Genomic DNA, 24081 nt, shown 5'->3' on the forward strand with positions numbered 1-24081 from the left:
TCCTCGCCCAGCCGGACCTCCGACCCCGCGAAGGGACCCATGGACTCCGCCGCAGCCGACACCAGGACCACCCTCCCCCCACTCCACCGGCGGGCCCCCCCCCCCCCCCCCCCCCCCCCCCCCCCCCCCCCCCCCCCCCCGCCCCCCCCCCCGGGGGGGCGCCCCCCCCCCCCCCCCCCACCACCCGGGGGTGGGGGGGGGCGCCCACCAGGGGGGGGGGGGGGGGGGGGGGGGGGGGGGGGGGCGCGGCCCCCCCCCCCCCACTGCCGTTCCCGCGCTCCGTAGGATCCCGGCATGCACCGCACCCTGACCGACCTCGCCCGCTGCCTCTACGGCGACGAGTACGGCCCCACCCCCGCCTGCGAACTCAGCCGGGAGCACGAGGAGTTCCACTTCATCGCACGGCTGACCTTCGCCGACGCGGAGGAGATCCTCACGATGCCGCGCACGCTCTGCCCGCACCTCGTGGACGGCTACCTGCCTGTCCGGCTCCGCAATCTCGCCTACCGGCTGCTCCTGCTCCAGCGCCCCGACGATCCGGAGCTGATCCGCGAGGCGGCCGACAGCCTCCACCTGCACGGCCCGGACTGGGACGACATCGCCGAGGAGCTGAAGCAGCGCGCCGACGCACTTGAGGCGCAGTGAGCGTCAGGGGCGACGAACGGGACCGTGGTCACCCTCGGGCTCGCGGGTGAGGACGGCGAGCAGGGCCGGGTCCGCGTAGACCTCGGCGCTGTGCTTCCACTGGGTGAGCAGGAGCGCGATCGGGACGAGCTTGTCCGGGGTCACCGCGTTGCGCACCGCTTCGATCAGCTCCGCGAGCAGGGTTTCGATGTCCTCGTCGGGCAGAAAGCTGCTCCACGACAGGACTTCCGGAAGTGCTCGACGCAGGGCCACGGCATTCTCGACCCGGACCAAGTCCGCGAGCAGGCGGCAGTCGTGGACAGGAGGTGCCGGGCGATCCGGGTGGGATCGCCCGGCAGCCTTGCTCATCCGGACGGGTGCCCGGCGGCCTGCCGGAGCACCGCTCGCAGGAGAGCTTCCGCGCTGCCCGGGGTGGCCGCCCAGAGCCGCATCTCGGCGTGGGCGGCCTGGCGGCGCGGACTGATGGCGCGGACCGGACGGGAGAACTGGGCGCTGAGGCACCACCACATCTCGATACGGGCCCAGGTCAGGCGCAGCCCGGTCACGCGGGGTCCGCCACACGAAGATAGACCGGGTGGGCGGACTCGACGCCGATGTAGGCCATCGCGCGGACCGCGCCGAACTCGACCAGCTGGTGGGCGATCCGGGCGGCGGAGGCCTCGCTGAAGTAGTCGGCGAGGTATCCGGCCTGGTCGTCGTCCAGCGGGAGCCGGGCGAGGCCGGTGCGGATGGCACCGAGGGCGTCGGTGAGCCTGGTGAAGGTGGCGACTTCCGTGACGCCCTTGATCTCGGCCGAGATCGGGAAGGGGAGCTCGACGTTCACTTCGCGCCCCCTTCGATGAGCGCCCACATCGCCTTGCCGATACCACCCTCACGCGGGCAGCAGCCCCAGTCGGAGGCGAGGAGGGAGACGAGCAGGAGCCCGCGCCCGGTCTCCTCGAACTCCGCGGTGGAGTGCGAGAGGGAGGGCCGGCTGGCGTCGGCGTCGTGCACCTCGATCCGGAGCGATTCGGGCTGGAGGTCGAACCGGACGAGGACGAGCCGCCCCGGCGGGGTCTTGGCGTGGAGCACGGCGTTGGCGACGAGTTCGCCGAGCACCAACTCGCCGCTGTCGACGAACCGTTCGCTGCCGGGGTGTCCGGCGAGGAAGGTGCGGAGCAATCGGCGCGCGGCGCCGGCGGACTTGTACTGCTTGGGCAGCCACCACGAGCACTCGCCCGCGGGGATGGACGGCTTCTCCGGCATTTCGGGCACGACAGCGCCCCCTCCAACTTCGGCTCGCAGCGAACACGATGGCCCGGAAGTGGCATGGGAATGCCCGGGTGGCCACCCGTCACGATCGCCGTGCGCGAGCAACGGACTACTACCCGTAGTCTGCGCAGGGCTCTCCATAATCTGCAAGACTTCATTTTGGGGTATTCGAATGCATTCACTCGTCTGGTTGACGTTCATTGCGAAGCGAGCACGCAGGTGCTTTCATTTCGAGCGCTGACGGTGCTTCATACTGGATGCCAGGAAGGGGAAGGCCATGCCGGAGGGGTCAACTGGATCAACGGTGCCGCGCAGGCAACTCGGGCGGTACCTGCGTGATCTGCGCAACCGATCACGGCTCACCGTGCGGGCGGCAGCGCGCCGGCTGGAGTGGTCGGAAGCGAAGATGTGGCGCATCGAGACGGGGCAAACGTCCCTGCGAAGCCTCGATGTCGAGGCCATGTGCAAGGTCTACGGCGCGCCCGCCGAACTGACCGAGGCCCTGATGGGGCTGGCGAAGGAGACCAAGGCCCGGGGCTGGTGGCACGCCTACGGGGATGTGATCCCCGAGGGGTTCGATCTCTTCATCGGACTGGAGGAGGCGGCTTCGAAGATCGCCTGGTACGAGAGCGAGTTGATTCCCGGGCTGTTGCAGACCGAGGACTACTCGCGGGTGATCATGCGGGCAGGCCTGCCACACGAAGACGATGCCGAGATCGAACGGCGAGTTCACCTTCGTTCGACCCGCCAGGTTCTTCTCACCAGGTTCACCGATCCGCCGATCTTCGATGTCGCACTCAACGAGGCAGTACTGCGGCGTCCCGTCGGCGGCGGCGAGGTCATTGCCGCACAGCTCACCCATCTGCTGGAGATGGGCGAGCTTCCCAACGTCACCATCAAGGTCGTCCCGTTCAGCGCGGGGCTGCATCTGGGCGTCACGTCGGGCCCGTTCGGGATTCTGCGCTTCCCGCTCAACGGCGACGGCTCCGAGACGGAACCGCCGACCGTCTATGCGGACGGATTCACCGGCGACCTGTACCTGGACAAGCCCAACGAAGTGGAACGCTACGACGCCGCGTTCACGAACATCTGGGAGACAGCGCTCAGTGAGCAGGCGTCGAAGCTGCTGATCTCCGAAGTGGCAGGAAGCTATGAAAACGACTGACCTGACCGAAGCGGTGTGGTTCAAGTCCAGCCGCAGCAATGCACAATCCGCCTGCGTTGAGGTCGCCTTCCTCAACAACGGCATCATTCCCGTCCGCGACTCCAAGGACCCCGAGGGGCCGGCACTCGCCTTCCCCACCGACGCATGGGCGTCCTTCGTCACCGCCATCAAGACCGGCGAACTCCCCAGCACCTGACCGACACTGCGCGAGAAGTCGGCCCGGCCGACTTCTCGCGCACAGCACCGCAGCAAGCGAAGCGGTGCGTCGGAGAGGCATTCTTGACCGTGCCGACCGGGCGGCCGATAGTGGTCCGACGCCCACGCACCTGTTCGGATTCCACGTCAGACGGGAAGCGGTCATGCAGACGCCGGAACCATCCGCTCGGCCGAGCCGATTACCGTCGCTGACCGGCATGCGGTTCGTCGCGGCGTTCGCCGTCCTCGTGTCCCACCTGGCCGGCCAGCTCGTCGGATCGATCCACCCCGGCCTCCCCTACCTGATCACCACTCTCGGGCCGGTCGGAGTGGCGTTCTTCTTCGTGCTCAGCGGCTTCATCCTCACCTGGGTCGCCGACCCGGACGACACCGCCGTCCTGTTCTGGCGCCGACGCCTGGTGAAGATCTTCCCGAACCACCTGACGACCTTCGCGGCCGCCGTGGCGCTGATGGCCGCCGCGGGCATCCCCATCATGGCGATCAACACGATCCCGCCGCTCCTGCTGGTCGAGCCCTGGATCCCCAACTTCGACGCCCTCGGCGGGCTGACCGGTATCAACGTGCCGAGTTGGACCCTCGGCTGCGAGCTGGTCTTCTACTTCGCGTTCCCCTGGCTCATCCGCCTCATCAGGCGCATCCCACCGCCCCGGCTGTGGCCGTGGGCAACAGGCGTCGCCGCCGCGGTCATCGCCGTCCCGTTCGCCGCCCAGCTGCTGCCGGCGCGGCCGGCCACATCCTGGGACCCGGCGATCGCGGAGCTCCAGTCCTGGTTCGCCTACAGCCTGCCCTTCACCAGGATGCTCGAATTCGTCCTCGGCATCCTGACGGCCCGGATCGTGGTGTCGGGAAAGTGGATCCGCCTCGGCATGACACCGGCCTTCCTCCTCACCGTCGCCTGTGTGGTGCTCCAGTCCCACCTGCCCGGCGTGTTCCGGCTCTGCGCCGGACCGACCGCGTTCGCACTCGCCCTGGTGATCGCCGCCGGCGCCGCCGCCGACGTACGCACGGCACGCACGCCCTTCAGCGGACGGACCATGGTGTGGCTCGGCGAGATCTCCTTCGCCCTCTACCTCGTGCACTACCTCGTCATCCAGTACGGCCCGATCGATGCCGCGCACGCCACCGGCGGGACGGCGACCGCCTCCCCGGCGACGAGGCTGGCGCACATCCTGCTCACCGTCGCGATCAGCCTCGTCCTCGCGGCGGCCCTCTACACGCTGGTCGAACGCCCGGCGGTCCGGCGCTTCAGCCGGCCGCGAGGCCGCCGCACGGACCTCGCGGACCCCACGGACCTCGCGGACTCAGTGAACCCCGCGGGCCTCGCGGACCCCGCCCGGGTCCGCGAGGAGGGCCGGCCCCGTACGCCTCGGCGCGATGCGCCCTCCCACAGCCTCCCTGGAGCCGTCACCCATGACGAAACGCCGTCCTGATCCGGCGTCCGAATTACCCTGTTTCCCGGTCGCCCGGCCGGATTCCCGCCCCCTCGACCCCGACGAGACCTACGCCCGGCTGCGCGCCCACGCGCCCGTGTCACCGGTGCGCTGCCCGGCCGGGATGGATGCCTTGCTGGTCAGCCGGTACGAGGACATCCGCGCCGTGCTCGCGGATCCACGGCTGAGCTCCCGCGGCGCGGGGTCGATGCACATGCTGCCCTCCTACGACCGGCGCGACCCGCCTCCGGGCTCGATGATCCAGCTGGACGGGGAAGAGCACGCACGGCTGCGACGACTCCTGATCGGCGAGTTCACGGTGCGACGGGTCGAGGCGCTGCGACCGTCCGTCCAGCGGATCACCGACCGGCGCATCGACGCGATGCTCGCCGGGTCGAGCGCCGACCTGGTACGGGACTTCGCGCTGCCGATGTCGTCGCTGGTGATCTGCGAACTGCTCGGCGTGCCCTACGACGACCACGAGGCCTTCCAGCGCGACAGCGAGGTGCTGATCGGCTTCGAGGCCGACGAGGCCACCCGCGACGCGGCCACCCGCCGGCTGGAGGGCTACCTCGGTGAGCTGATCACCCGGCGCCTGGCCGAGCCGCAGGACGACCTGCTGAGCCGGCTGATCGTCCGCGGCCAGGAGAGCGAAAGGCCGCCGACCGTACCGGAGTTGGCCACGCTCGGCGTGCTGCTGCTGGTCGCCGGGCACGAGACGACCGCCAGCATGATCACGCTCAGCGCCCTGGTGCTGACGGCGGACCCGGACCGGACGGCCGCCCTGCGGGCCGCTCCGGAGACCATCGGCACCGCCGTGGAGGAGCTGCTGCGCTACCTGTCGGTGATCCAGTTCGGACTGTTGCGGTACGCCACCGAGGACGTCACCGTCGGCGGCACCCCGGTGGCGGCGGGCAGCTGGCTGGTCGCCGCGATCCCGTCCGGCAACCGGGACGAGGGCGTGTTCCCCGCCCCGGACACCGTCGACCTGCGCCGACCGTCCCGCGCCCACCTGGCGTTCGGATTCGGTCCGCACCAGTGCATCGGCCAGCAGCTGGCCCGGATGGAGCTCCGGGTCGCGCTCACCACACTGCTGCGCCGTCTGCCGGGGCTACGGCCGGCGGAGCCGTTGGCGCCGTCCGCGTTCAAGCACAACGACATCGTCTTCGGCCTGCGGAGCATGCCGGTCACCTGGTGACGTCCGGGGGCCGGAGGACGTCGGACTCCCCGACACCTGATCAGGTCCGCGTGAGAAGTCGGCCTGGCCGACTTCTCACGCGGTCACCGCCCCGGGCAGCCTCTTCGCGCGGGGCTCCGCGCCGGTTCGGCGGCCGTCGCAGCGGCGGCTGCTGCCAGGCAGGCGATCAGGCAGCGGGTGACGGGGTGGCGAACGGCGCGCAGCAGGGCGGCTGTTGCTTCGGGGCGGGTCATCGGGGCTCCTTCACGCGAGGGGGTACGGCCGTCGGGGGCCGCGTCGGTCGACGTGGCCCCCGACGGAACGGACGGGACGGTGGACGGCCTCACGCGGCCGGGGCCCCCGGCCGCGGGGTGCGCAGGGTGGCCACCGCGAGCAGTGCGCCGGCCACCGCGATCGCCGCGGCGCCGATGAAGGCCGCCGAGAACCCCGAGGTCAGGCCCTCGACGGTGGTGTCAGAGGTCCGCGCGCCGGCCAGGGCGGTCATCGCGGCCAGGCCGAGCGCCGAGCCGACCTGGTAGCCGGTGTTGACGATGCCGGAGGCGAGGCCGCCGTCCTCCGGGGGCGCGCTGGAGATCGCGGTGCCGAGGGAGGGGATGAAGGCGAGCGCCATGCCGATCGCGGCGAGCAGCGAGGCGGGCAGCACGTCGGTCCAGAAGTTGCCGTCCGGGCGGGCCAGCGAGAGCCCGGCCAGGCCGGCGCCGAGGGCCAGCATGCCGGTGACGACCAGGGCCTTGGGGCCGAAGCGGACGATCAGCCGGGGCGCCGCGGTGATCATGACGGCCATGATGGCGACGGTCATCGGCAGCAGGGCCGCGCCGCCGGCGAAGGCGCCGAGGTGGAGCACCTGCTGGAGGTAGAGGTTCAGGAAGAACCACATCGGCACCCAGGCCGCGGCCAGCAGGAACTGGGCGAGGTTGGCGGCCCCGAGGTTCGGCACCCGGAAGATGCCCAGCCGCATCAGCGGCTCGCGGCGCCGGCCCTGGATGACCAGGAAGGCCGCCAGCAGCAGGACCGCCCCGGCCAGCGTCAGCAGGGTCGGCGCCGAGGCCCAGCCGGCCTCCGGGGCACGGACGACGGCGTACACCGCGGCGGCCAGGCCGGCGGTGACGGTGAGCGCGCCGATGACGTCGATGCCGCCGCTGCGCCGGGGCGCGGAGGGCATCAGCGCGGGGGTGGCGAGCAGCGCGACCAGGGCGACCGGGATGTTGATGTAGAACACCCACGGCCAGCTGACGTACTGGGTGATCAGGCCTCCGAGAAAGACGCCCGCGGTGCCGCCGGCCGGGGCCGCCGCGCCGTACAGGGCGAAGGCCTTGGTCAGCTCCTTCGGGTTGCCGCCGAAGAGCGTCATCAGCAGGGTGAGCGCCGAGGGGGCGATCAGTGCGGCGCCGAGGCCCTGGACGCCGCGGCCGGCCAGTTCGGTCGGGACGTTCTGGGCGAGGCCCGCGAGCAGCGAGCCCGCGCCGAGGATCGCCCAGCCGGCGCTGAACAGGCGGCGGGCGCCGAGCAGGTCGGACAGGCGGCCGCCGAGGAGCAGCAGCCCGCCGAAGGCCACCACGTAGGCGTTGAACACCCAGGACAGGCCCTCCTGGCCGAAGCCGAGTTCGTCCTTCATCTTGGGCAGGGCCACCCCGATGATCGAGGTGTCCATGATCACGACGAACTGTGCGGCGGCGATCAGCGCGAGCGCGCGCCACCTCCGGGGGTTCGGCCCGGTGCTGTCGGTTGCCATCTCTTACTCCCTACCCGTTGGGGGTATAGGTCGAGGCCGGGGCGGCCTCGGCGCGATCGGTGGTCGTCAACTCCAGCACGGGCATGGCGAATGCACCCGGCGGGACGACCCCGGTGAGGACGCCCTGAACATACCCTAGGGGGGTAAGGTTTATCTATGAAGGGGCCGGCGGGAATTCCGTGCTCACCGAAGGGGTTTCACCGCGCGTCAGAGAGCCGCTCGCGGTGTCCGCCGGGGAACGGCTGCTGATCGCCGGTGCCGCCGGTGCGGTCGGCGGACTGGCCCCGCAGATCGCCCGGGCGCGGGGCGCCGAGGTCGACGCCCTGGTCTCCCGGGACGCCCAGATCGCCTTCGCCCGCGAGCACGGGGCGCAGCGCGTCTCCACCGACCCCGCCGACTTCCCGCGCCGCGGCTACGACGCGGTCTTCGACACCTTCGGGGCCTTCCTCACCGAGGCGGTCGCGGACGGCGGCCGGTACGCGTCGATCGCCACCCAGGCCGGCCCGTCCCCGACCTCTCCGCCCGGGGCGTGCGCACCACCGTCCACCAGGTGCGCGAGGACGGCGCCGGGCTGGCAGAACTCGCCGGGCTGGTCGACTCCGGCGCCCTGCGGCTGCGGGTACACGCCGCGTACGGCCTCCAGGAGGTCCGGGCCGCCCACGAGCGATTCCGCGCGGGCGGCCCGGACGGGAAGATCGTCGTGACCTTCTGATCCTCTGCCCCGTGGGCCTTCCGGCTCCTTCGGGGCCGGGGTCAGCCGCCCGGCCGCTCCGGCGGGAGCTCACCGGCCCGGTCGACGGCGGCCTTGGCGAGGACCGCCGAGGTGCCGACCACCGTCCCGGCCGGCCCCGCGTCACCGGCCTCGGCGAGGACCGTGCGTTCGCCGAGGAACGCGTACGTGGTCCGGTCGAAGATCCACTGGGTCTGCTGCCCGTGCGCCGTACGGGCCACTGCGACGCCCTCGCGCCCGGTGACGGCGGCGGACGCCTGAGGCCGGTCCCCTCCTGGAGGTCACCCGGCGGGTGGCCGGCCCTCTCCACTCTGCCCGGATACCCGCAACAGGACTGCCACAGAACGGTGTTGACCGCCACGAACCCCCGCCCACCCGGGCCACGGCGAACCCCCGCTATTACCCTGGGGGGGTATGGTATGTTCTGAAGTGAAGCAGCCGCCCGGGCAGTCCGGCCGGCGCCGGACCCTCACGACAGGAGCACACCCATGAGCGAGACCACCGTCACCGTCGAGTCCGCCGCCACCGAGGCCTCCTCCTGCTGCGGCTCGTGCGGCACTGACGCCGGCCCGGCGCCCGCCGCCGAGTCCGCCCTGACCTCGGTCTTCCAGGTGAAGGGCATGACCTGCGGCCACTGCGTCTCCTCGGTGACCGCCGAGCTGAAGCAGCTCGACGGCGTCACCGAGGTCGCCGTGGACCTCGCCACCGGCGAGGTCACCGTCGGCAGCACCCTGCCGCTCGCCGACTCCGACATCGCCGCCGCCATCGACGAGGCCGGCTACGAGCTGGTCGGCCGCCTCGCCGGCTGACCCCCCGAGTCGGCCCGGACGGGCGGGCACCATCCCGCCCGTCCGGGCCGACTCCCCCGTCCGCGCCGCCGGTAGAGTGAGGCCACTCCTCACCGCACAGGAACCGGAGGCGGCCATGGCCAGCTACAGCTCCCACAAGGACGACTTCCTCAAGCGGCTCCGCCGCATCGAGGGCCAGATCCGTGGTCTCCAGCGCATGGTCGAGCAGGACACCTACTGCATCGACGTCCTCACCCAGGTCTCCGCCGCCAGCCGCGCCCTCCAGTCCTTCGCCCTCCAACTCCTGGACGAGCACATCGAATGCTGCGTCCGCGACGCGATCGCCGAGGGCGGCCAGGAGGCGGGCACCAAGATCCGCGAGGCCAACCAGGCCATCGCCCGCCTCGTCCGTTCCTGACCCCGGGACGACACGGCAGCCCGACCGCACGCCCGGGGCCCGGTGGACAACTCTGCTGGGCCCCGGGCGTCTTCGCCGCCCACGGGTACGGGTCGGGGGTATCCTCGCCCCTCACCGGCCACCCCGCCGAGGGCGCCCGCACCGACGGCGGAACCTCAGCCCCGGGCCCGCTCGTCCGCGTCGGCGAGCCACAAGTAGACCGCCCCCAGCCCGAGTTCGATCGCCATCAGCACCAGCTGGAACCAGTGCGGGCGCCCGGCCACCACGATCGCCAGCACCCGCCCGAGGCCGCCCAGCAGGAACACCGCCGCCAGCCACCGCACCGCCCGGGCCGGCACCTGCGTCTGCCGGGCGGCCCGGGGCATCGAGGGCATATCATCGGCGCGTAACGGGAGAAGCAGCACAAGCGCCCAAAGTACTGTGAAAATAACACAATTGGATGCTCTGACTCTCCTCGCCCAGCCGGACCTCCGACCCCGCGAAGGGACCCATGGACTCCGCCGCAGCCGACACCAGGACCACCCTCCCCCCACTCCACCGGCTCCCCACCACCCCCGCCCAGCCTCCGCACCCCACCACCCTCCCGGACGGCACCCCCGCGTGGCTCGTCACCCGCTACCACGACGTCCGGCAGGTCCTCGGCGACCCCCGGGTCACCCGAGCCGACCTGCATGACGTCGGCACCGCGGGCGCCACCGCCGACGTGGCCGCCAACCCGGCGTCGCTGTTCAACCAGGACGGGCCCGCCCACCGCCGGCTGCGCGGCACCGTCCAACGGGCCTTCACCCCGCGCGCCATCGCCGGCTGGCAGCCCTGGGTCGCGGCCGCCGTCCAGCAGTCCGTGGACCGGCTGGTCGCCGCGGGCCCGCCCGCCGACCTGGTCCCCGCGTTCGCCCGGCCGGTACCGTTCGCCGTCACCACCCGGCTGATGGGGCTCGACGGGGACGGTCCTGACCACCTGGACGAGGACCGGCTGCTCCGCTGGACCCGCGCGCTGCTCGCCCAGGGCGGCGAACCGGCCGCGGACACCGAATCGCCCGCGGGCACCGCACCGGCCGCGGACGCCCAGTCCGAAGCCGAGCCCGACCACACCGACACCCTCGCCGAATTCGGTTCCTTCATGGGCGAGTTGGTGGCCCGTCGGCGCCGCGAGCCCGGCGACGACCTGGTCAGCCGGCTGGTCCTGGCCGCCGACCAGGACGGCGGCGTCCCCGAGGACTCTCTCGTCTTCCTGGTCGCCGGACTCACCGCCAGCGGCAACGAGAGCGTCGCCGGAGCCCTCGCCAACGCCCTGGTCTACGTGCTCGGCGAACGCCCCGGCCACTGGCCGCGGCTCGCCGACCCGGGCATCGCCGAGCGCACCGCCGAACGCCTGCTGCACTACATCCCGCTGGGCGACGACGAGGCCACCATCCGCCGTACCACCGCACCGGTCGAGGTCGGTGGCGTCACCATCCCGGCCGGCTCGGTGGTCGCCGTCAGCCTCGGCAGCGCCAACCGCGACCCGGCCGTCCACCCGGACGGTCTCGAAGCCGACCTCGGCCTCCCGCTCCCCGCCCCCACCCTCGCCTTCAGCGCGGGCCCGCACTACTGCATCGGCGCCTGGCGGGTCCGCCTGGAGATGCGCGAGTCACTGCTCCGTCTGGCCACCGCCCTCCCCGGCCTACGCCTCACCACCCCGGTCTCGGAGCTGACCTGGCAGCTCGGCGGCACCACCCGCAGCCCGGCCCGCCTCCCGGTGGACTGGTAGCCGCCCCCGCGAACGCGGTCAGCGCCCCGCCCGGCGTCAGCCGTCGGGCGGGGCGCCCCCGAAACCGCTGACGGACACCCCCGTCGCCGCTCGCGCACCCGGCGTCAGCCGTCCAGCAGCGCGCGCTCCCACGCCTCCCGACGCTCCTCGACGTACTCGGCGTCGGTGCGCCAGACCTCCCCGTGCCCCTCCGCCCACAACCTCGCCCAAGGCTGGACGCCACGGCCGGCCCGGTCCCGCAGGAAGTCGTGCATGGCCAGCGTCCGCGGCCCCAACAGGGGCACCAGGGCCCGCCGTTCGCCCTCGTCCAGCCCGTAGGCGTCGACGAAGACCCGCAGCCGGGCCGCCGCCACGGCATCGGTGCGCCGCAGGCCCGGCTGCGCCGACAGCGGCAGGAACCCGTGCAGCGCGTACGCGAGGTCCCAGAGCCGGGTGCCGGGGGCCGCCGTGTCCCAGTCGATGAAGGACCACCGGTGCCCATCCCCGCCCACCAGGTTCCACGGGGCCAGGTCGTTGTGGGCGATGATGTCGGCGGGGCCGTCGGGCGGCATCAGCACCTGCCAGCGGGCGTCCGGCGGGGGCGTGAAGTCCCGTACCGCGTCGTGGAACCCGCGGATCAGCCGGGCCACCCCGGCCAGCCGCTCGGCCGGGTCCAGCAGGTCGAAGCGGTCGGGCCAGACCACCCGGCCCGGCTGGTACGTCAGCACCTCGCGCCCCTGCCCGTCCAGGCCGAGCGGGCGCGGCGCCGCCCGGAACCCGGCCGCGTGCAGGTGCTCCAGCAGCGCGTGCACCGCGGGCGTCCACGGCCCGGCCGGGCGCCGCACGGTGTCCCCGACCCGGACCACTCCGGTGTTCATGTTCCCGCCGCTCAGCGGCAGTTCGTCCTCGCGGCCCGCCCCGGCCGGCCCCTCTCCCCCGCTCATCCGAACAGACCCTCCCCCAGCGTCCCGCCCGCCGGCACGCCCGGCAGCACGTACGCCACCGCCGAGGCCGTGTGCTCGATGAAGGCGTTCAGGGAGTCGCGCGCGGCCAGCCGGTTCTGGACGCGGGTGAACTGGGCCGGGTCGCGCACGAAGGCGCAGAACAGCAGCCCTCGGTCGTCCGGGCCGTCGTCGTAGCTGTAGCCCCGCCGCAGCATCCGGGCGCCGCCGTCCAGCCGGGGGCTGGAGAGGCGGACGTGCGCGGTGGCCGGGAGGACGTACGAGCCGTCCGGGTTCTTGGTGTAGATGTCCGGCTCGTCGTGCTCCGCCGTACCGGTCAGCGGGGCGCCGTCGCCGAGACGGCGACCCATCACCTGCTCCTGCCGGTCTCCGGGGAGGGCGGCGAAGGCGGCGGTGTCCATCCGGATCCGGCGGTAGACCAGCACCGTTCCGTGCTCGTGCGGCCCGGGCGGGCCCCAGACCCACTGCCCGGCCTCCGGCTCGACCGGGTTCGCCGTGCCGTCCTTGAAGCCGAACAGGTTGCGCGGGGTGGCGCCCCCGGCCGTCCTGGGCAGGAAGCCGGACTGCGTCCACCGCACCGTCGCGCCCGCCGTACGGGCCGCCGCGACCGCCTGCTCGGCGGCCACGGACAGCGGCCAGCGGTCCGACGCGCACAGCTGGACCACCAGGTCGCCGCCGCCGCGCGCCGGGTCCAGCCGGTCCCCGGGGAAGGCGGGCAGCTCGGTCAGCAGCCCTGCCGGAACGTTCAGCCCCAGCCGGGCGGCCAGCCCGGGACCGACCCCCAGCACGCTGTTGAACCCGGCGGGCCGCCCGTCCCGCAGCCGCGGATCCGCCACCCCGGCGCCCGCCGCGGCGGCCAGCACCCTGGTCAGCTCCCCGAGCAGGGCGCGCAGCGCGGCCCGGCCGTCCGAGGTCGCGGCGGGTGCCAGGTCGAGGGCCAGCAGCTGGGTGGCCGGCTGCTGCGGGGCGATCACCCCGGCCTGCCGCTCACCGTGGAACGGCACGATCGAGGGCTCCGACGGCGGCGGCGCCGCCCGGCCCGATCCGTCGCCCCTCGCGCTCCCGCCGCCCAGGGCCAGCGCGGCGGCCCCGGCGCCGAGCCCGGCGGCCGCCACCGCCCCGCCCGCGAGCAGTCCTCGGCGCCCCACCCCGCCCCCCGCGGTCGGTGGCTGGTCCGGCTCCTTTGCGGCTTCGGCATGCATGGAGCACATTGGAGACGATAGAACACGCCGTATGCAACTTTTGACCACACGTCACTTTCGTTCCGCCACGACGCCCTCACGCGGGACCCCGGCCGTCAAGCGCCTGCCCGTCCTGCTCGCCGCCGCCGTCCTCGCCCTCTCCGGCTGTTCCTCCGGCGGCTCGTCCTCCTCCGACGCCAGGCACCCCGGCGGCACGGTCGTCCGGGTCCCGCAGAACTTCCCGACCATCCAGCAGGCCGTGGACGTCGCCCGCGAGGGCGACACCGTCCTGGTCGACCCGGGCACGTACCGGGAGAGCGTGCGCCTCACCAAGCCCCGGGTCGTGCTGCGCGGCACCGACCGCAACACCGTCGTCCTGGACGGCGGCCTGAAGCTGGTCAACGGCATCACGGCCTCCGGCCCGGGCTCGGTGGTGGAGAACCTCACCGTCCACGGCTACCTCGCCAACGGCGTGCTGTTCACCGGCGTCACCGACGAGAAGCTCCAGCAGCACGGCGCCGGCGGCTCCGCCTACGACCCGCTGGACACCGTCCGCTTCCCGCCCCTCCAGGGCTTCCGCGCGGGCAACGTCACCGCGTACAACAACGGCCTGTACGGCATCTACGCCTTCGACGCCCGCGGCGGCGTCATCGAGGACTCGTACGCCTCCGGGGGCGCCGACTCCGGCATCTACGTCGGCCAGTGCAAGCCCTGCGACACCCTGGTGCGGAACAACACCGTCGAGCGCAACGCCGTCGGCGTCGAGATCACCAACGCCTCCGACAACCTCACCGTGGTCGGCAACCGGATCACCGGCAACCGGGTCGGCGTCACCGTCAACTCCAACGACCTCGAAGCCCTCGCCCCGCAGCACGGCGCGGTGATCGCGGGTAACGTCGTCACCGACAACAACGCCGCCGACACCCCCCAGCAGGCCGACGGCGCCTGGGGCATCGGCATCGGGATCGGCGGCGGCACCGCCAACCAGGTGCAGCGCAACCTGGTCCAGGGCAACCGCGCGGCCGGCGTCGCCGTCACCGACCCGCCCGGCCACCCGGCGAGCGGCAACCGGATCGAGGGCAACCGGGTCACCGGGAACGGCACCGACCTGGTGCTGGCCTCCGTCGACCCGGGCAACTGCTTCACCGGCAACCAGCCCGCCGTCCAGAGCCCGGACGGCCTGGAGACGCTGGCGGGCTGCGCCGTCCAGGGCCGGACCGCCCCGCCGTTCGGCCGTACCAGCCCCGTCCAGTCGCCGCCCGGCGTCCCGTTCAGCCAGGTCCCGGCGCCGCCCGCCCAGCCGTCGCTGCCGGATCCGAGCGCGCCGGGGCGGCCGGCCACCGACCTCCCCGGTCCGGTCGACGCCGGCGCCTACCCGCTGCCGGAGTCCGCGGACGCCCTGCCGAAGCACTGACGGGCACTGACGGGCACTGACGGGCACTGACGGGCATTGCCCGTGCCCACCCCGCAACCCGGCCGTGCGGCATGATCGGTGCGACCGTCGGACGATCCGGTCATCCGCCACGGGGAGGGGGCCGCATCCGATGTCCGAGGCCTGGACCACCGACCTCGTCCTGGGCTGCGCCGTCCTGCTCGGCGCCTCCGTCCAGCGACTCGCCGGCATCGGCTTCGCCCTGGTCGCCGCGCCCGTCCTGGTCCTGCTGCTCGGTCCCGGCGACGGCGTCACGCTGTCGAACCTCGCCGCCGGCGCCATCAGCGCCGCCGGGCTGCTGGGCAGTTGGCGGCAGGTCCGGCTGACGGCGATGCTGCCGCTGGTCCTCGCCGCGGCCTGCACGGTGCCGGCCGGAGCCTGGGTCGCGGCGCGGGTGCCGGCCCCCGCGCTGCTGATCGGCATCGGCGTCCTGGTCACCCTGGCCTCGGCGCTGGTGCTGCGCGGGGTGCGGGCGGCCGCGCTGCGCGGGGTGGGCGGGGCCCTGGTCGCGGGCGCCACCAGCGGGTTCATGAACTCGGCCGCCGGGGTGGGCGGCCCGGCCGTCTCCCTGTACGCCGTCAACACCGGCTGGACGGCCCGGGAGTTCCTGCCCAACGCCCAGTTCTACGGCGTACTGGTGAACGCCTTCTCGCTGGCCGCCAAGGACCTCCCGGTGCTGTCCGGGGCGGCCTGGTGGCTGGTGGCCGCGGCACTCGCGGGCGGCGCGGCGGCCGGCCGGCTGCTCGCCGCCCGGGTGCCGGAGACCCGCGCCCGGCAGGTGGTGCTGGGCCTGGCGCTCGCGGGCGGGCTGACCACCCTCGCCAAGGGCTTCTCCGGGCTCGGCTGACCGCGCCGGCCCGCGGCCGCCGGCATCCGCCGCCGCCGGCCCGTCCGCCCGGAAACCCGCCCGAACCGACCGAAACCCCACCCGACACTCCGGACGGCACCGGACGAGCCCGACACCCGTGCCGACACGGGCAGTTCGGGATACCAGCGACAGTTCGGAATCCGCCCGAACAGTACTCCGCGGACATGACATACTGCGTCGGTGACCTCAGCTGACCTGGCCGCAAAACCGTCCAAAAGCCGCCCTCAACTGGGTCGGAAGTTCCACCTGTTGTGGTCCGCGTCAGCGATCTCCTCGGTCGGCGACGGCATGCGCGACTCGGCCCTGCCGCTGCTGGCCGTCGCCGTCTCCGACTCCCCCGGCGCGGTCTCCGTGGTCTCCGTCGCGGCATCCCTGCCCTTCCTGGTGATGTCGCTGTACGGCGGGGTGCTCGCCGACCGGGCCGACCGGCGGCGGCTGATGTGGACGATCGACGCCCTGCGCGCGGTCGTCGTCCTCGCCTTCGCCGGCTGGGTCCTCCTCGCCGACCCGCCACTGGTCGCGCTCGCCGCGCTGGCCTTCGTGCTCGGCTGCGGCGAGACGGTCTTCTCCAACGCCGCCACCTCGGCCGTCCCCGAACTGGTCCGCCCCGACCAGCTCGACGCCGCCAACGGCCGGATGCAGGCCAACATGCTGGTCGGCGGGAACCTGATCGGCCCGCTGCTCGGCTCGGCGCTGTTCGCCGTCGCCGTCGCCTCTCCCTTCGCGGTGGACGGCCTCTCCTTCGCGCTCGCCGCCGTCCTGGTCGCCGCCACCGGCCGCTCCACCACCCCGCGCACCCGGACGGACCGCTCGGTGCTCACCGAGATCCGCGAGGGTGTCGACTGGCTGGCCCGCCACCGCGAGGTGCGGATGCTCGCCGTGCTCTCCACCCTCGGCGCGCTGACCTGCTTCATGGGCACCACGATGATGGTCCTGATGGTCACCAAGGTCATCCACGCCCCCGCCGCCTCCTACGGCATCGTCCTCGCGGCCGGCGCGATCGGCGGCACCGCCGCCAGCACCCTGGCGGGCCGGCTCAGCCGCCTGCTCGGCCGGGGCACCCGGATCGCCGTCGCCTTCCTGCTGATGGGCGTCTCACTGATCCTGATGGGCCTGAGCACCTCGGTGGCCGAGGTGGCCGCGCTGTACGGCGTGATCGGCTTCGGCATCGTCACCTGGAACATCCAGGCGATCTCGCTGCGCCAGCAGGCCGTGCCGAAGGAACTGCTCGGCCGGGTCAACAGCTGCTACATGCTGCTGACCCGCCTCGGCATCATGGCCGGCGCCGCCCTCAGCGGCTGGATCGCCTCCACCGTCAGCATCCGCACCCCGCTCTTCGTCGGTGGCGGCCTGCTGCTGGTCCTGCTGGTCGCGGTGCTGTTCCTGCTCCCGCGGATGACCGCGATGGAGGCCGCCCCGGCCGCCGCGCCGGAGGCCGCGCCGAAGGACGACTCCGCCGAGACCGGCTCCGCCGAGGGCCAGTAGGTCCCCGCCGCTCCGCTGGGGCCGCGTCTTCGGGCAGGCCGAACGGCCCCGCGCCGGAACCCGGTTGACCTCCGACCGCACTCCGACCCCACTCCGGGGCCCGGCACACCCGCCCCTCGAACTGACCATGGACAGCTCAAGCCACCGTCGGTAGCATCCTCCTGACGGACCGACAGATCCGGGCCCGCCGCCTCCGGCGCGGTCCCTGGCGGCCCGCACCGGGTGCCGCGGCGATGCCGCGCCCCCGCCCCCGAGCCGGGCGCCGGATCGCTCCCCCGTCGATCCGGCGCCCTTTCGCGTTCCCCCCCCCGGCATCCCGCCGGCCGAACGGCTACCGCGCTCCGGGCACCGAGTGGTGGATCGCGGTGATCGTCGCTGCGGCGTCGAAGCCGAGCACCGGGTCGGGCCGGCCGGACAGGAGGCCCGCGTAGAGCGGGCGGTAGTGGGCGACCTTCCGCCCGGTCCGGCCGTCGGTGCCGAAGGTCGCCAGCAACTCCCCCTCCCGGGCGGCGAATCCGGTCATGGCCGTGTGGTCGATCCAGATCTCCACACCGGACCGGCCGAGCACCAGGCTGCTCTCCTTGCTGCTGGATCCCGTCAGCCAGCTGCTGCGCAGCCGGGCGGTGCCCGCCTCGCCCCGGGAGCGGAACCCCACGGTGCACCACGCGCTCGCACCGCCGTCCGTCTGGCTGAGGCCGGTGAGTCCGGTGAGTTCGACGAAGCGGGTGAGCATGCTCAGCTGGTTCACCCCCGAGTCCGTCCAGCTGGAGACGTACGAGGCGAAGGCCGCCTCGCTCCGCAGCACGTAGGGGTCGTAGAAGGCCGAGGTGATGGCCGTGACCGGCCCCCAGTCCGGGTTCGCGGCGATCAGCTCCGCCGCCCAGTCGACCTCCGGAGAGAACGCGAAGTGGTGGGCGGTGAACACCCTGCCCCGCACGTCGGCCCTGCCGTCCAGCGCGCGCAGCGCGCCGAGGGCGGCGCGATCGTGCACCAGCGGCTTCTCCACCAGCACCCGGGCCGTGGAGCGGAGCAGGGACAGCTCCGTCAGCTCGGCGTGCGTCTCGGTGGGTGTCGCGAGGACCAGCAGGTCCGGCTGGTGCTCGTCGAGCGCCGTGGCGAGGTGGCCGTAGTGGCGCGGCGCCGAGCCCCGGAACGCGACGGGCGTCACGGAGCGCGGATCGACCGTGAACTCCAGCTCCACGTCAGGCCGTTCGGCGAGGACGTCGAGATGGGTCCCGGCGATGACGCCGACCCCGACCAGGCCCACGCGTACCCGTTCGGTCATGAGTCCCTCTTCCCCTCGTCCGCTCCGGCCCCGCACCCCGGGGCTCCGGCGACTCGTCGTCGCGCCGCCACCTCGGCACACCGGGCCAACGATACGGCCGGGCCGTCGACCCGCCCGCCCCGCGGGCCGTGCTCCACCGCCTCGCGGGCGGGGCCGTCAGGTGCCCGGCGGGGTTCCGCCGGGCACCGGTGGTGGGCCGGGCCCGGCCCGGGTCACGGGGTGCGTACCGTCACTGGGTCCGTTCCGTCACGGCGTCCGGCGCCGCGACGCCGCCGGCCGAGGCGGTCGCGAGGCGGCGCGCCGGTGTCGGTGCCGGTGCCGACGTCGCGGAGTCGGCGGCCGTCGGCGAGGGCCTGCCGACCGGCTTGGCCGGGCGCAGCAGGACCGCGCAGGCGAGGGCGGCGAGCAGGACGAGCGAGGCGGAGACGACGAGGCAGAGCCGCAGGCCGTCGAGGAAGGAGTCGCCGAGGGCGCCGAGGGCCGGTCCGGTGGCGGCGCCGAGGTCGAGTCCGGCGACGGCGCCGAGCCCCTGGTCGCGGGCGGTGCCGAGGACGAGGCTGCCGGTCTCGGCCGGGAGGCCGGCGTCCGCGAGGTGTCCGGGCAGGGCGTCGAGGGCGCGGGTGGTGAGGAGGGCGCCGAGGACGGCGGGGCCGAGGGCGCCGCCGACCTGGCGGAAGGCGTTGTTCCCGGCCGCCGCCATGCCGGCCAGGTGGTGGGGGACGGAGGAGACGGCGGAGGCGGTCATGGGGGCGAAGACGGCGCCGAGGCCGAGACCGAGCAGGACGAGTCGCCAGGCGAGGGAGCCGTACGAGGTGTGGGCGTCGAGGCTGGTCAGCGTGAGCAGCGCGGTCGCCGTCAGGACCAGGCCGGTGGTGATCAGGACGCGGGCGGAGACCCGGTGCATCAGCCGTCCGACGGGGATGCCGACCAGGAGGGAGGTCCCGGACACCAGGACCATCCGCAGTCCGGCTTCGAGCGTGCTCAGGTGCTGGACCAGGCCGAAGTACAGGCTCAGCACGAAGAAGAAGCCGATCAGCCCGAGGAAGCTGATCATGGCGACCAGGGCGGTGGCGGTGAAGGCCGGACTGCGGAACAGGGCCAGGTCGAGCATCGGGCTGGTGCTGCGGCGCTCGACGAGGACGAAGGCGACCGCGCCGAGCGCGCCGAGCACCAGGGCCGCCACCACGGCGGGCTCGCCGAAGCCGTCGGCGCCGCCCTCGATGACGCCGTACACGACGGCGGTGACCGCGACGGCCGCGGTGATCTGCCCGGGCCAGTCGAGCCGGCGGCCGTGCGGCGCGCGCGAGTCGGGCAGCAGGAACGCCGCGACGACCAGCACGGTCAACGACACCGGGATGGGCAGCAGGTAGATCCAGCGCCAGGCGACGTGGTCGAGCAGCACGCCGGCGATCAGCGGACCGACGGCGAGCGAGGCCAGCAGGGACGTCGCCCACAGCCCGATGAACCTGCCCCGCTCCCGGTGGTCCGGCACCGCGTGGCTGATCAGGGCGAGCGTGGTGGGCAGCAGCGCCGCCGCCCCCAGGCCGGAGAGCGCCTGCCCGGCCCACACCACCTGCACCGAGTCCGCGGTCAGCGCGATCGCCGCGCCGAGCGCGCAGAAGGCCATGCCGGCCTGGAAGACCCGCTTGCGGCCGTGGACGTCGCCCCACACGCCGGTGGTCAGGATGAGCGCGGCCATCGGCAGGACGAACGCGTCCGGCACCCAGGACAGTTGGGCCGTCGTGGCGCCCAGGGCCCGCTGGATCGCCGGCAGGCTCACCGACACGGTGGTCACGGGAAGGTAGGCGACGAAGACGCCCAGGCAGGCCAGGACGAGCGTGACGGCCCGTCCGGCCCTGGGGTCCTGCACCGTTGCGGAGTTCACGAGGACGTTCCTTCGGCTGCGGAGGGTGCCGCGCGGGCACCCCTGTGCTGGATGAGCGCCGCCGTCCGGCGCGCGCCCTGCTCCGGGAGCGGGCACACCGGCGGAGCCGCCGCTGTCCGCGCCGTCCACCGATCACCCGCGGAGCCGCCGACCAGCTTCGCCCCGGGGCCGCCGAACCCCCCAGGCGATCCGGCCCGGCGTTGCCAAGCCTCCATCCGGCCGGTACACCGTGGCAGGATTCCTCCATGCCCGACGATCTGGACCGCAAAATCATCCACGGACTCCACTGCGCCCCGCGCGTCTCCTTCCGCCGCCTCGGCGAGGTCGTCGGGGTGTCCGAGCAGACCGTGGCGCGCCGCTACAACGCCCTGCGCCGCAGCGGCGTCCTGCGGGTCGTCGGGCTGGGCAACCCGGCCGCCCACGGCCAGGCCGAGTGGATCGCCCGGCTGCGCTGCCGCCCGGACGCCGTGGGCCCTCTCGCGGAATCCCTCGCCCGCAGGCCCGAGGTCGCCTACGTCGGCGTCGTCTCCGGCGGGGAGATCGTCTGCATCATCCGCTCACCCGCGGGCACCGCCCGCGACGACATCCTCCTGCGGCAGCTCCCCAGGGCCGCCTCCGTCCTCGACCTGAGCGTCGACCTCGTCGTCCACGCCTTCGGCAGCCCGGACACGGCAGGCTGGACCGGCGCGGAAGGCTCCCTCACCGACGACCAGGTACGACGGCTGACCGAGGACCGCCCCGTCCCCGGCAGGCCCCCGCTCGCCCCGGGCGACGAGGACCTCCCCCTCCTCGAAGCCCTGGCGGAGGACGGCCGGGCCTCGCACACCCGCCTGGCCGAGCTCACCGGCTGGTCCAAGCCGCGCGTCGCCCGACGGCTGGAGGCGCTGGAAGCCACCGGCTCCCTCACCTACGACGTCGACGCGATGCCCGAACGCCTCGGCTACGAGCTCAACGCCGCCCTGTGGCTCCAGGTCGACTTGTCGCAGCTGCACCGCATCGGCGAGGAGATCAGCCGGCACGTGGAGTGCGCCTGCGCCTTCGCCGTCAGCGGCCGGCACAACATCATGGCCATCGTCATCTGCAAGGACACCCCCGACTTCTACCGCTACCTCAGCAGCCGCGTCGCCCGCATCGAGGGCATCAGGGGCTACGAGATCAGCATCCGGGTGCGCCGCCTCAAGCAGTCCGTCTCACTCATCCACCACGGCCGCCTCGTCCACCCCACCCACGCCTGACCCCGCCGCACTCCGCCACCACCTGGCCGCCACCTGGCCGCCACCCCAGGACGACCCCGAGCGAGCCGTCATCCCCTCCCCCGCCCAGGTCCGGGACATACGCACCGCCGGCGACGACACCTTCTGCCTCGTCACCGACCTGATGAGCGGCTGCGGCATGCGCAACGGCGAGGCCCTCGCCGTCAGCATCGACAACATCGTCGCCGACGACGTCTTCCTCTCACCACGCACCGTCTCGACCCACCCGTACCAGCCCTGCCACTGGCGCATACGGCCGGCACGGCCTTCGGCACGACGGCAGACCGGTCGCCGCCCTGGCCGCCGCCCTCGGGTACTCCTCGGAGAACGCCTTCAAGCGCGTCACCGGAAATGGCCCCGTTCCACTGCCGCCGCGTGATCCGAGAGGGTGCGCCGAACCGTCATCGCCCTTCGGGCCGTAGCCCCTTCGCGCCCGGTCCGGCGGTGCGCCGAAGCACTTCGACCCGCGACCGCCCCGCCCTTGCGGACGTCATCCACCGATGGTGGCCCCGGCCGCCGGACCGTCAGGCGCCGGCCGGTCGGACAGCTCCGTCCACAGGTCGAGAAAGGCCCGCAGCGGCACGCTGGGCCGGGTACCGGCTCGCCACACGAACACCTTTCGCAACCGGATGGCGGGCTCCAGCGGCACCACGGTGAAGCGCCGGTCGGCGGCGAGGACCGGACTCGCCCTGGAGGTCAGGGCGATGCCGATCCCCTCGGCGACCAGGGCGAGCTGGAGGGCGACATCGTTCGTCGCGCAGGCGATGTCCAGCCGCAGCCCCGCCGTGGCGAACGCCTCGCGGACGAACGCGTGCGCTCCGCTGTCGGGACCGTAGCTGATGACCGGGCCGCCGACCGCCTCGCAGAGGGCCATCGGACGGTTCGAGGGCCGGCTCCCGGCGGGGAGGACCGCGACGATCCGGTCCTCCAGAAGCACCCGCGGGGCCACCCCTGCGGGTTCGCCGTCCGGCGGTCCCGCGACCACGGCCGCGTCGATCTCCCCATCACGGACCTTCGGATGCGCGTGGTGCCGGTTGTGGTCGTCCACCCGCCATCCGCAGCTCATCCCGACCACGAGGTTCCCCAGCAGGATGCCCGCCAGATCGGCCGCCCGGCGGCCGGCGAACACCGCGCGATGGGCGACATCGTGCCCGAGCAACGCCAACTGGCCCAGCACGAAGGCGAACAGGGGCGCGAGGAGCAGCTGCCACCAGCTCGCGCCGATCATCGCGAACCACACCAGCAGCAGCCGGTGGTCCCGCGGCGCCCGCCGGATGGTGGTGGCCCGGCTGTTCGCCCTGCCGGGCCCGGGTGGGGTCGGCAGGGTGAACTACCGGGCCGCGCACGGCATCGGCGGCAACGTCCGGCCGCAGCGTGCCCTGGAAGGGATCGCTCCCCCGTGAACGACCGCCCCTGCCGCGCTCGTCCTTCGCTCCGCCGGCCTGTGGATTCCTCGCCTGGCTCGGTGCCGCCACCGCGATCGTCACGGCGGTGTCCGATCAGGATCCGGACGCCGCCGCAACTGGACCCCGGAGGTTAGGCGGCCGTCACCGATGCGAGGCCGCACGCCGCGATGGGAGCTTTCGATTCGACGAGGGCCGGCCGGCCTCTCGGGGAACCCGCGATACCGGAGACTCACATGGCAGCCAATGGCATCACCTACACCGGCCTGGACGCACTGCTCGCGCCCGAGAGGTCGGTCCTCCTGCTGATCGACCACCAGGGCGCGCAGTTCGCCGGGACGCACAGCATGGACCCCAACCTCGTGGTCAACAACGTGACCGCTCTGGCGAAGGGCGCCAAGCTGTTCGACGTACCGACGATCCTGACCACGGTCGTCGAGGACCGCGGTGGCCGGATCATCCGGCAGATCCAGGACGTGTTCCCCGAGCAGAAGCCGATCGACCGCACCACGATCAACACCTGGGAGGACCAGCGGGTGGTGGACGCCGTCGCCGCCACCGGCCGCAAGGACCTCCTCATAGCCGGCCTGTGGACGGACATCTGTCTCGCCTTCCCCGCGATCCACGCCATGGCCGACGGCTACCGGGTGTTCGCGGTGACGGACGCGTCCGGCGCGACGACGGTCGAGGCGCATGAACGCGGCGTGCAGCGCATGATCCAGGCGGGCGTCATCCCGACGACCGCCGGGACCGTCCTCGGAGAGTGGCAGCGCGACTGGGCACGCGAGGCGACCGTCCCCGGCATCAGCCAGATCATGTTCGACCACGGCGGCAGCTTCGGCACCAGCCTGGCCTGGGAGCTTCAGCTCCTCGGCAAGGACTGACGACTCACACGTGGACGCGGGGGGGGGGGGCGCGGGGGCGCCCCCCCCCGCCCCCGGGGGGGGGGGGGCGGGGGGGGGCGGGGCCCCGGCCAGGTTGGGGGGGGGGGGGGTTGCGCGGGTTGGGGATATGTTGGGCCGCAT

General features: G+C 73.5%; 28 protein-coding genes. 14 read left to right on the forward strand and 14 right to left on the reverse strand.

Going from position 1 to position 24081, the window contains the following annotated elements:
• Window positions 1-294 precede the first annotated feature (294 nt).
• A complete protein-coding gene (locus tag ACIQOW_RS21390; RefSeq protein WP_401087272.1) occupies window positions 295-645 on the forward strand; it encodes a hypothetical protein in 351 nt (116 codons plus the stop codon).
• Between the two features lie 3 nt (window positions 646-648).
• Here ACIQOW_RS21390 and ACIQOW_RS21395 read toward each other — a convergent pair whose 3' ends face one another.
• The 4 genes from ACIQOW_RS21395 to ACIQOW_RS21410 all read right to left on the reverse strand — a co-directional run bounded on the left by ACIQOW_RS21395 (window position 649) and on the right by ACIQOW_RS21410 (window position 1890).
• Entirely contained in the window at window positions 649-897 is a 249-nt protein-coding gene (locus ACIQOW_RS21395; RefSeq protein WP_401087273.1) for a hypothetical protein, read from the reverse strand.
• Between the two features lie 92 nt (window positions 898-989).
• Window positions 990-1190 carry a hypothetical protein gene (locus ACIQOW_RS21400; protein WP_401087275.1) on the reverse strand — a complete coding sequence of 67 codons (201 nt, stop codon included), beginning with the start codon at window positions 1188-1190 and terminating at the stop codon, window positions 990-992.
• Entirely contained in the window at window positions 1187-1468 is a 282-nt protein-coding gene (locus tag ACIQOW_RS21405; RefSeq protein ID WP_401087277.1) for a hypothetical protein, read from the reverse strand. Before ACIQOW_RS21405 ends, ACIQOW_RS21400 begins: the two co-directional genes overlap by 4 nt.
• Window positions 1465-1890, reverse strand: a complete 426-nt coding sequence (locus ACIQOW_RS21410; RefSeq protein WP_401087732.1) for an ATP-binding protein — start codon at window positions 1888-1890, stop codon at window positions 1465-1467. The genes ACIQOW_RS21405 and ACIQOW_RS21410 overlap by 4 nt, the downstream gene beginning before the upstream one ends.
• A gap of 283 nt (window positions 1891-2173) precedes the next feature.
• Between ACIQOW_RS21410 and ACIQOW_RS21415 the strand changes: the two genes are divergently transcribed.
• The 4 genes from ACIQOW_RS21415 (at window position 2174) to ACIQOW_RS21430 (ending at window position 5905) form a co-directional block, all read left to right on the forward strand.
• Window positions 2174-3061 (forward strand): helix-turn-helix domain-containing protein, encoded by an 888-nt coding sequence (locus ACIQOW_RS21415; protein ID WP_401087278.1) that lies wholly within the window; start codon window positions 2174-2176, stop codon window positions 3059-3061.
• Window positions 3048-3257: a DUF397 domain-containing protein gene (locus ACIQOW_RS21420; protein ID WP_401087279.1), complete on the forward strand. Its 210-nt coding sequence runs from the start codon at window positions 3048-3050 to the stop codon at window positions 3255-3257. The genes ACIQOW_RS21415 and ACIQOW_RS21420 overlap by 14 nt, the downstream gene beginning before the upstream one ends.
• Window positions 3258-3474: 217 nt before the next feature.
• Window positions 3475-4707, forward strand: coding sequence for an acyltransferase family protein (locus ACIQOW_RS21425; protein ID WP_401087281.1), 1233 nt, complete (start codon window positions 3475-3477; stop codon window positions 4705-4707).
• A complete protein-coding gene (locus ACIQOW_RS21430; RefSeq protein ID WP_401087283.1) occupies window positions 4688-5905 on the forward strand; it encodes a cytochrome P450 in 1218 nt (405 codons plus the stop codon). The genes ACIQOW_RS21425 and ACIQOW_RS21430 overlap by 20 nt, the downstream gene beginning before the upstream one ends.
• An 83-nt stretch (window positions 5906-5988) precedes the next feature.
• On the opposite strand, the gene ACIQOW_RS21435 is transcribed toward ACIQOW_RS21430, so the two are convergent.
• From ACIQOW_RS21435 to ACIQOW_RS21445, 3 genes are all read right to left on the reverse strand, one after another.
• The gene (locus ACIQOW_RS21435; protein ID WP_401087284.1) at window positions 5989-6138 is read right to left on the reverse strand and encodes a hypothetical protein; all 150 of its coding nucleotides are present in this window, start codon (window positions 6136-6138) and stop codon (window positions 5989-5991) included.
• A gap of 89 nt (window positions 6139-6227) precedes the next feature.
• Entirely contained in the window at window positions 6228-7637 is a 1410-nt protein-coding gene (locus ACIQOW_RS21440) for an MFS transporter (RefSeq protein ID WP_401087286.1), read from the reverse strand.
• Between the two features lie 197 nt (window positions 7638-7834).
• Window positions 7835-8002, reverse strand: coding sequence for a hypothetical protein (locus ACIQOW_RS21445; RefSeq protein ID WP_401087288.1), 168 nt, complete (start codon window positions 8000-8002; stop codon window positions 7835-7837).
• Between the two features lie 164 nt (window positions 8003-8166).
• Here ACIQOW_RS21445 and ACIQOW_RS21450 point away from each other — a divergent pair, with 164 nt between their 5' ends.
• On the forward strand, window positions 8167-8349 hold the full coding sequence (locus tag ACIQOW_RS21450) for a zinc-binding dehydrogenase (RefSeq protein WP_401087290.1): 183 nt from the start codon (window positions 8167-8169) through the stop codon (window positions 8347-8349).
• 41 nt (window positions 8350-8390) lie between these two features.
• Here ACIQOW_RS21450 and ACIQOW_RS21455 read toward each other — a convergent pair whose 3' ends face one another.
• Complete coding sequence (locus ACIQOW_RS21455) at window positions 8391-8588, reverse strand: hypothetical protein (RefSeq protein ID WP_401087292.1); 198 nt, start codon at window positions 8586-8588, stop codon at window positions 8391-8393.
• Window positions 8589-8855: 267 nt separating this feature from the next.
• On the opposite strand from ACIQOW_RS21455, the gene ACIQOW_RS21460 reads away from it, so the two are divergent.
• Together ACIQOW_RS21460 and ACIQOW_RS21465 are read left to right on the forward strand one after the other, a co-directional pair.
• Entirely contained in the window at window positions 8856-9176 is a 321-nt protein-coding gene (locus tag ACIQOW_RS21460) for a heavy-metal-associated domain-containing protein (protein ID WP_401087294.1), read from the forward strand.
• A gap of 115 nt (window positions 9177-9291) precedes the next feature.
• The gene (locus ACIQOW_RS21465; RefSeq protein ID WP_380355567.1) at window positions 9292-9573 is read left to right on the forward strand and encodes a metal-sensitive transcriptional regulator; all 282 of its coding nucleotides are present in this window, start codon (window positions 9292-9294) and stop codon (window positions 9571-9573) included.
• 155 nt (window positions 9574-9728) lie between these two features.
• On the opposite strand, the gene ACIQOW_RS21470 is transcribed toward ACIQOW_RS21465, so the two are convergent.
• Window positions 9729-9947, reverse strand: a complete 219-nt coding sequence (locus tag ACIQOW_RS21470) for a DUF4345 domain-containing protein (RefSeq protein ID WP_401087296.1) — start codon at window positions 9945-9947, stop codon at window positions 9729-9731.
• A 116-nt stretch (window positions 9948-10063) separates the two neighbouring features.
• Here ACIQOW_RS21470 and ACIQOW_RS21475 point away from each other — a divergent pair, with 116 nt between their 5' ends.
• Window positions 10064-11323, forward strand: coding sequence for a cytochrome P450 (locus ACIQOW_RS21475; RefSeq protein WP_401087298.1), 1260 nt, complete (start codon window positions 10064-10066; stop codon window positions 11321-11323).
• Window positions 11324-11427: 104 nt separating this feature from the next.
• Here ACIQOW_RS21475 and ACIQOW_RS21480 read toward each other — a convergent pair whose 3' ends face one another.
• Together ACIQOW_RS21480 and ACIQOW_RS21485 are read right to left on the reverse strand one after the other, a co-directional pair.
• Window positions 11428-12246: a phosphotransferase enzyme family protein gene (locus tag ACIQOW_RS21480; RefSeq protein WP_401087299.1), complete on the reverse strand. Its 819-nt coding sequence runs from the start codon at window positions 12244-12246 to the stop codon at window positions 11428-11430.
• Window positions 12243-13466, reverse strand: coding sequence for a Dyp-type peroxidase (locus ACIQOW_RS21485; protein ID WP_401087301.1), 1224 nt, complete (start codon window positions 13464-13466; stop codon window positions 12243-12245). The genes ACIQOW_RS21480 and ACIQOW_RS21485 overlap by 4 nt, the downstream gene beginning before the upstream one ends.
• A gap of 31 nt (window positions 13467-13497) precedes the next feature.
• Between ACIQOW_RS21485 and ACIQOW_RS21490 the strand changes: the two genes are divergently transcribed.
• The 3 genes from ACIQOW_RS21490 to ACIQOW_RS21500 all read left to right on the forward strand — a co-directional run bounded on the left by ACIQOW_RS21490 (window position 13498) and on the right by ACIQOW_RS21500 (window position 17230).
• Window positions 13498-14859: a right-handed parallel beta-helix repeat-containing protein gene (locus ACIQOW_RS21490; protein WP_401087303.1), complete on the forward strand. Its 1362-nt coding sequence runs from the start codon at window positions 13498-13500 to the stop codon at window positions 14857-14859.
• A 130-nt stretch (window positions 14860-14989) separates the two neighbouring features.
• A complete protein-coding gene (locus ACIQOW_RS21495) occupies window positions 14990-15724 on the forward strand; it encodes a TSUP family transporter (protein WP_401087304.1) in 735 nt (244 codons plus the stop codon).
• 270 nt (window positions 15725-15994) lie between these two features.
• Complete coding sequence (locus ACIQOW_RS21500) at window positions 15995-17230, forward strand: MFS transporter (protein WP_401087306.1); 1236 nt, start codon at window positions 15995-15997, stop codon at window positions 17228-17230.
• A 331-nt stretch (window positions 17231-17561) separates the two neighbouring features.
• Here the strand turns inward: ACIQOW_RS21500 and ACIQOW_RS21505 are convergent, their stop codons facing one another.
• Together ACIQOW_RS21505 and ACIQOW_RS21510 are read right to left on the reverse strand one after the other, a co-directional pair.
• Entirely contained in the window at window positions 17562-18515 is a 954-nt protein-coding gene (locus tag ACIQOW_RS21505; RefSeq protein WP_401087308.1) for a Gfo/Idh/MocA family oxidoreductase, read from the reverse strand.
• A 229-nt stretch (window positions 18516-18744) separates the two neighbouring features.
• Window positions 18745-20400 carry an MFS transporter gene (locus ACIQOW_RS21510; RefSeq protein WP_401087310.1) on the reverse strand — a complete coding sequence of 552 codons (1656 nt, stop codon included), beginning with the start codon at window positions 20398-20400 and terminating at the stop codon, window positions 18745-18747.
• 245 nt (window positions 20401-20645) lie between these two features.
• Between ACIQOW_RS21510 and ACIQOW_RS21515 the strand changes: the two genes are divergently transcribed.
• On the forward strand, window positions 20646-21635 hold the full coding sequence (locus ACIQOW_RS21515; RefSeq protein ID WP_401087312.1) for an Lrp/AsnC family transcriptional regulator: 990 nt from the start codon (window positions 20646-20648) through the stop codon (window positions 21633-21635).
• A 508-nt stretch (window positions 21636-22143) separates the two neighbouring features.
• On the opposite strand, the gene ACIQOW_RS21520 is transcribed toward ACIQOW_RS21515, so the two are convergent.
• A complete protein-coding gene (locus ACIQOW_RS21520) occupies window positions 22144-22881 on the reverse strand; it encodes a LysR substrate-binding domain-containing protein (protein WP_401087314.1) in 738 nt (245 codons plus the stop codon).
• 411 nt (window positions 22882-23292) lie between these two features.
• On the opposite strand from ACIQOW_RS21520, the gene ACIQOW_RS21525 reads away from it, so the two are divergent.
• Complete coding sequence (locus tag ACIQOW_RS21525) at window positions 23293-23940, forward strand: hydrolase (protein ID WP_401087316.1); 648 nt, start codon at window positions 23293-23295, stop codon at window positions 23938-23940.
• Window positions 23941-24081: the final 141 nt, after the last annotated feature.

Origin of the sequence: Kitasatospora sp. NPDC091335 (assembly GCF_044757205.1) — a bacterium.
Lineage (GTDB): Bacteria > Actinomycetota > Actinomycetes > Streptomycetales > Streptomycetaceae > Kitasatospora.